This window comes from Rhabdaerophilum sp., assembly GCF_046092605.1.
Taxonomy (GTDB): domain Bacteria; phylum Pseudomonadota; class Alphaproteobacteria; order Rhizobiales; family Beijerinckiaceae; genus Rhabdaerophilum.
On sequence record NZ_JBJTDY010000080.1, the window covers coordinates 1 to 6,811 of the forward strand.

The 6,811-nt window shown below is 63.9% G+C and carries 6 protein-coding genes; 3 read left to right on the forward strand and 3 right to left on the reverse strand.

All coding sequences use genetic code 11. The features are described 5' to 3' along the window. Window positions 1–154: 154 nt before the first annotated feature. Complete coding sequence (gene amt, locus ACKODO_RS06630) at window positions 155–2,593, reverse strand: ammonium transporter (protein WP_408982661.1); 2,439 nt, start codon at window positions 2,591–2,593, stop codon at window positions 155–157. Window positions 2,594–2,918: 325 nt separating this feature from the next. Here amt and ACKODO_RS06635 point away from each other — a divergent pair, with 325 nt between their 5' ends. Next, window positions 2,919–4,691, forward strand: a complete 1,773-nt coding sequence (locus tag ACKODO_RS06635; protein ID WP_408982662.1) for a hybrid sensor histidine kinase/response regulator — start codon at window positions 2,919–2,921, stop codon at window positions 4,689–4,691. On the opposite strand, the gene ACKODO_RS06640 is transcribed toward ACKODO_RS06635, so the two are convergent. Next, complete coding sequence (locus ACKODO_RS06640) at window positions 4,657–5,247, reverse strand: response regulator transcription factor (protein ID WP_408982663.1); 591 nt, start codon at window positions 5,245–5,247, stop codon at window positions 4,657–4,659. The two genes, ACKODO_RS06635 and ACKODO_RS06640, sit on opposite strands and share 35 nt — an antisense overlap. Window positions 5,248–5,467: 220 nt before the next feature. On the opposite strand from ACKODO_RS06640, the gene ACKODO_RS06645 reads away from it, so the two are divergent. Both ACKODO_RS06645 and ACKODO_RS06650 read left to right on the forward strand, forming a co-directional pair. Beyond that, window positions 5,468–5,707, forward strand: a complete 240-nt coding sequence (locus tag ACKODO_RS06645; RefSeq protein WP_408982664.1) for a hypothetical protein — start codon at window positions 5,468–5,470, stop codon at window positions 5,705–5,707. 167 nt (window positions 5,708–5,874) lie between these two features. Continuing rightward, window positions 5,875–6,480 (forward strand): LysE family translocator, encoded by a 606-nt coding sequence (locus ACKODO_RS06650; protein ID WP_408982665.1) that lies wholly within the window; start codon window positions 5,875–5,877, stop codon window positions 6,478–6,480. 115 nt (window positions 6,481–6,595) lie between these two features. Here the strand turns inward: ACKODO_RS06650 and ACKODO_RS06655 are convergent. Next, on the reverse strand, window positions 6,596–6,811 hold a 216-nt coding region (locus ACKODO_RS06655), incomplete at its 5' end, for a hypothetical protein (protein ID WP_408982666.1).

The following is a 6,811-nucleotide window of genomic DNA, read 5'->3' on the forward strand; positions in this document are numbered from 1 at the left end:
CTGGGGCAGGCAAATGGGGCAGTGCCCGAACGTTCGGCGTTGAGCCAACAGTCAAGATTGGTCGCAAAACCGCTCGGTCTCGTTCCCCACCCCCCGGCGTTGCCGGGTTTCCGCAAGCAGGCCGAGCAAGAATTTTCAGCCGGGCCGCCGGCGCTCACGCCACCTTGAAGCGCCTCGCGGATCGCTGAAGCTCATCGGAAATCGAGCCCAGTTCCTTCGCTCGGTCATCCAGCGCTCCGGCGGAATCGAGTGACTTCGCCGCCACCTGGTTCACGGCCTCTGCATCGTTGGCGGCGGATGAAATGGCCTGGTTTGCATCGTTCATGTAGTTCGAGATCGAGCCGACTTCGCCGGACATCCGATCCACGGATTGCGCCACGACCTCGACCTTCCCGGCCACTTCCTGCACGTCGTCATTGACGTGGCGGGCAAGCGAGGCCTGCGCTTCCGCGGTGTCGGCGATGATGCCGATCGTCCGGTTGATGTCGCCGAGCACATCCCTGAGCATGGCGAAGCCTCGGGTCGCCTGCTCGGTGCCGGCACGCATCGCCGCCACCCGGGCCTTCACATCGGCTGTGGCCCGCTGGGTCTGGTTTGCCAGCGCCTTCACTTCGGACGCGACCACGGCAAAACCTTTGCCAGCCTCCCCCGCACGCGCGGCCTCGATGGTGGCATTGAGGGCGAGAAGGTTGGTGCTGGAAGCAATGCCCTCGATGAGTTCGGCAATCTCGTTGATCTGATTGGAGGCCGCGACGAGGTTCACCATCTGGCTTTCGGATTCACCGATCACCGCATTGGCGCTTTGCGAGACCGAGCGCCCGTTGCGGGCGGCATGGGCCACGTCGTTCACCGAAAGGGAGAGCTGGCCCATGCGATCGGCGAGTTCCTGGATACGCAGGGTCATGTCCCGCGCGGCAAGGGAAACGCGCTCGGCGCCCTCGCGCAGGCCGCTGGCCTGGCCAACCGCCGCGCTGGCCCGCCCGCTGAGCGAGGCGGCGGCCACCGCCATCTTGCCGGAGGTGGAGGAAACGGCGCTCGAATCCTGCAGGAACTGGTCGGAGAGACCGCCGATCACGCTGGAAGCCTTGTTGATGCGGGTCGCATGCCGGGCGATGTCCGCCTGCACGCGCTGAAACTCATCCAGAAACGGATTGATGATCTGGGCGATCTCCGCCGCTTCGTCACCCGAGGCCGCATCAAGACGACGGGTGAGGTCGCGCTCGAGCTGGGTGATGCGGTAGAGTTCCTGTTGAAGGGCACCCGTGCCGATCGCGGCCCCGTGCTCGGCGGCATTCAGGCCACGCATCTCATCCTCTTCCGAAAGGCGGATGCCGATGGTCACCTTCATCACCCAGAATGTCAGGAGACCCATCCCGAAGGCCCAGAGGAAGGCCGCGCCTGCCCCCTTCGCCTGAACAAGAAATGAACCCATCACAGTCAGCCCGTTCAGCTTCTCGGGCATCGCGAAGAAGGGCACCAGCAACGTGCCGAGCACCCCCGAAACGCCATGCACACCCACCACGCCGACGACATCGTCGAGCTTCATCCGGTGGAGCACGAAATCCTCGACAAAGACCACCGATGCTCCGCAGATCGCGCCGATCGCGATGGCGCCCTTGGGACCGACGGCATCGCAACCGGCGGTGATGCCGACAAGTCCCGCGAGCAGGCCATTCACGAGGCGATTGGTCAGGTAGGTCCCATCCTTCGCGCGGCCGATCAGCATTGCAACGATGCCGCCGAAGGAAGCACCCAGCAGCGTGTTCGCAGCGATCTTGCCCACCGCGCCACTGGCCGCCGCGGTGGAGCCGGCATTGAAGCCGATCCACCCCACCAGGAGCAGCATGGCGCCCATGGCGCTCAGCACATGCGAATGGCCATGGATCGGCAAGGCCCTGCCATTGGCATCGAAGCGGCCGATGCGCGGTCCCAGGATGATGATGCCGGCCAGCGCGATCCATGCACCGACGGAATGCACCACGGTGGAACCGGCGAAATCGATGAAGCCGCTGGCGGCAAGCCAGGGCTTGTTCTCCGTCACGAGGCCAGCGCCCCAGGCCCAATGACCGAAAACCGGATAGATCAGCAGGCCAACGACGGACGCCAGCACGATATAGGCCGCATAGCTCATGCGCTCGGCCACGGCACCGGAGACGATCGTCGCGGCCGTGCCGGCAAAGGCCACCTGAAAAACGAAGAAGGTATAGGTCCATTCATCGAGGCCGGAATAGCCCCAGAGCGTGCCCGGCGACCCGAACAGCCCCATGACCGTGGGGCCGAACATGATCATGAAACCGAAAACCGCGAAGCAGGCCGCGGACACGAAGAAATCGACGACGTTCTTCTGCGCCACGTTGATGGAGTTCTTCGAGCGGACCATGCCTGCTTCCAGCAGAAGAAACCCGGCCTGCATCAACAGCACCAGGGCAGCCGCAGTCATCACCCAGACATGGTTCAGGTGGGCGCGCAGTTGCTCGACATCGCCCGCAAGTTTCGCGAGATCCGGTGGAGCGGCGGCGAAAGCACCGGAAGCACCCAGAACAACGAATGCTGAGCTTGCAAACGCAAAACGGCTGAACAGACGGACAAGCATTCTGCCTCCCAACGCCGGAATGGTTCGATTTCGGAACCTCGCGGCGAGAAAAGATGCAGTTTTTCGGTAAACGAGCGGTGAAAACTGCGCAAGAATCAGCCTAATTTCACATGCATTAATGCAAAATACAATATGCTTGCTGGTTCCTGAGCAGAAATCGCATGTTTTTTCCGTTCTCTGGCAGCCGGATCATGCGCAGATTTCTGGAATTGCCTGTTCTGCCTCAGGGTCGAACACTTCCGCGCGCCGGACTTGCAGGCTCAGCACCGGCCCAGTAAACCGCAAAGGGCAGGTTCGAACCATGATGCGCTGAGCAGGCAGCTCCATGACAGGCAAGACATTGAAGGCGCAGGCTGGCGCGGCCGATGAATCGCAAGAGCTGATCGAGCTGCTGGCCCGGCAAATGCCGATTGTTCTTGGCGCGGTGCTGGTTGTGGCTCCCACGGCGGCCTATGTGCATGGACTGCGCCTCGGCCCCAGCGCGCTGGCCTGGAACTGGCTGATCGCAGCAATCGTGCTCGCCGCCCTGCGCGGGCTTTTCGTGGTGGCCTACTGGCGCTTGCGCAGCATGACACCGCTCTGGATCTGGCGCACCGGGTTCACGCTGGGCAGCCTTGCTTCCGGCAGCCTGTTCGGCTGGTTCGGATGGGTCGTGACCGGCTCGGGCGATGCGCCCCTGATGCTTTTCATCATCATGATGCTCGTGGGGCTCACGGCGGGTTCCGTTGCCTCGCTTTCAGCCGATCGGCTTGTCTATGCCGCCTTCGCGCTCAGCGCGATGGGCCCGGTCGTGGCGCGGTTCGCTCTCGCCGACGACGAGACCAGCCGCTGGATGGCCCTGCTGGGCCTCGTGTTTCTCGTCACGCATCTCGGCTATTCGATGCTGCAGAACCGGACGATGCGCGATCTCATCCGGCTTCGGAACCAGGAGAAGGCGTTCTCGCATGAACTGGCCGAGGCGCGGGACCGGGCGGAGCGCTCGAACAGTGAAAAAACGCGCTTCCTGCTGGCAGCGGGCCATGACCTGCGCCAGCCGCTCTACGCGATCCGCCTGCTGCTCGATTCCCTCGGGAATGACGGCAAGGACCTCCGGGCCGAACGGATCGCGAGCATCGGGGAATCGGTCAATGCGATCTCCGATCTGCTGGAGCGCATGCTCGAAGCGGCGCGGGCCAGCTCGAAGGGCTATGAACCCCGCCTTGCGCCGGTGGAGCTCGCCACGGTCTTCCGTCAGGTCGGCGTGGAATTCGCCGTGGAGGCGGCCAACAAGTCGCTCGATCTCTGCTTCGTGGGAACAAGCCGCTGGGCGCTGGGCGAACCGACCCTTCTCACGCAGATCCTGCGGAACTTTGTCGGCAATGCCGTGCGATACACCGAGAGGGGGCGTGTTCTCGTCGGCGTCCGGCTTCGTGGGGATAAGCTCGAATTGCAGGTCTGGGATACCGGGCCCGGTATCGCGGAGGAGGATCTGACGCGCATTTTCGAGCCGTTTCACCAGCTCGCCAATCCCGGCAGGCAGGCCGGGCGCGGGCATGGCCTGGGGCTCACCATCGCGCGCAGCATGGCCGAGCTGATCGCGGGAATTGTCACGGTGCGTTCATGGCCCGGCCAGGGTTCGATGTTCGCGATCACGCTTCCGGCCGCTGCGGCCTTGCCCCATATCGAGGTGATGGCCAAGATACGGGTCTTCGAAACGCCAGCGCGACCTGCCGCCGGCCGCCTGCTGCTCGTGGAGGATCACGCGCCGGCGCGCGACATCCTGCGCGAGTTGCTGGCGGGTTGGGGCTATACGGTCGTGACCAGCGCCGAGGCCGGGCAGGCGCTGGCTGATCTGGATGCCGGCGGCGCGCTGCCGGATGTCATCGTGTCGGATCTTCGCCTGCCGGGCGCGATGGACGGGCTCGACCTGATCCGCGCCATCCGGGCGCGTGCCGGCTTTCCCATCCCAGCCCTGCTGGTGACGGCGGACCCGGCTGCGCCGAAACCGGAGGAGAACATTCTCGAGCTGCAGAAACCGGTGGGCGCGCACGACCTGCGCGAGAAGCTCGACGAGGCGTTTCAGCTCAGCCGATCCGCGCACGCTCCAGAAAATCCTTGACCGCGCCGCGATGCGTGAGCCCGAAGCGCTTGAAAACGCTGGCGAGATGCGCGCGGACGGTATTCTCGCTGATTCCAAGGCTGCGGCCGATCACCTTGTTCTGAAGGCCGCGTGCGCAGAGAACCAGGATATCCCGCTCGCGGGCGGTGAGAACAGGGCGGCTCGTGCCGTCCAGCGTTTCCGCCTCGCAACTCATCAGCTCTGCCAGAACAGAAAGGATGGCCTCCGGACCATCCGCCTTCCAAAGCACACCGGCGGCCCCTTCGAAGGCCGGCAAGGCCAGAAGATCGCGCGGATCGGTGCCCGTCATGATGATGACCGGCAGGCCGGGGCAGAGGTGCTGGAGCGCCAGATAGGTCTCGGCTCCGCTTGAATCCGACAGGGCGAGATCGAGAATCAAGGCATCGAGAGGGCCAGCCAGCAGCCTCGCCCTCGCTTCGGCCAAAGCGGCGCATTCCTCGACCCGCACGCCAGGAAAGGCAGCCTGCAAGGCTGTCCGCAGGCCTACCCGAACCAGGGGATGATCATCGACAATCAGGATGTTCAACCGACGCATTCGATACACCCGAGTGATGCCTTCCGCGAAAACGACATCCGGGCCACACCCGCGAGGATGATCATCACAAACCGGATGGCGCAATACATCCAGAGGGCATCTCGACGCATAGCCTCGGCGTTGGACTAGTCCGACGCTTTCGCCCCTGAAGCCATTGTGGCGACGCGCATTCCGTTGAAGAAGAGGCGAGCCTGACCGGCGCGGGGGAAGAGGGTAGCCTATGTGGGGCAGCATCACGGATCTCGTCGGCTTCCTGGCCGGCGGCATGACGGTCGCCGCTTTCAGATGTCGCCATATTCTCGCCCTGCGCTGTTGGGCCATCGCGGCCAATCTGCTGTTCATCGCCTACGGGTTGATGCTCGGCCTCGTCCCCATCCTGATCCTGCATGGCCTACTGCTACCGCTGAACCTGTTCCGCCTCCGCAGCTGCCTGCGCGAAGTGACCCACCGGGTTCGATGAGGTCGCCGTCGGCGTGACGCCGCGAGGCGGACGCAGGAACCAAGACCGAGCGCAACCGGCGGGTCATCATCGCCGCCAGGGCAGCCGCGTGGATATCTGATCCGCACCGCCAGAAAGGGCAAACTTCAATAATGCTGATTTCATATTCGTTTCTGGCCGCATATCTCATGAACTATGTCCTGCTCCTGGCGGTGCCCGGGCCGAACATGCTCGCTACCGGGAGCTTCGCAGCTTTGCACGGTTTCACCGCGACGCTTCCCTTCGCGATGGGTATCGGCCTGGGAGCGGCGATCCAGGCTTTCGTCTTTTTCGTCGGTGCCGGCCTCCTGCCTGGTGGCGATTCCTGGGAGGTGATCGGGCGAAGCTTCTCGGCCTTCCTGCTGGCCATGATGGGCTGGCGGATCCTGAAGTCAGCCAGGCGGCTCTGCGCTGACACCCGAGCCTCGGCCAAAGGACCCGCCGGTCGCCTCACCGACCTGGCGGTTGGTTTCGGCACCTCCTCGACCAATCCGATGAGCGGCATGTTCTTTGCCGCGCAGTTCATCGGTCCCGCCGGTGACCTGCCCTGGCTGCCCGCGCTTGCGCTCATACTCGCGACCGCAGTGCTGGCCCTTTCCAATTCGCTTGCGGTTGCGGCGGTGTTCTCTCATGCTCCCATGCGCCGGCGGATAGCATCCGCGCTTCCGTTATGGTCACGCATCGTCGCAGGGTTGTTTGTTGTTCTCGCCCTTCTCTCCGTGCGGCCGATGATAGAGGCGCTGATCTCCGGCTGACCGGCTTGGGCCACCCTCCGGGCTACCGGGCGAAGGCCGGTTCCTTTTTGGTTCGGAGGCGCCGCGAATGAGAGCCCCCGCCCGGGAGCGGGGCGGGGGCTCACAAACCAACCCGTCAGCTCGCGAGGCCGGGAAGAACACCAATCGTGATCGGCGCCAGCAGCTCGCGGATCGAAATATAACTGAATGTCCCTTCCCGATCGGTCTTGCTGGTATCCTTGTTGGCAAACACCCAGGCTTCAGCGGCATTGTCGTCTTTCAAGAAGGCCTCGAACGCCTTGTCATCGCGCAGCAGCGCTCGAATTCTATGCGGCGGAAAGATGCGGTAATA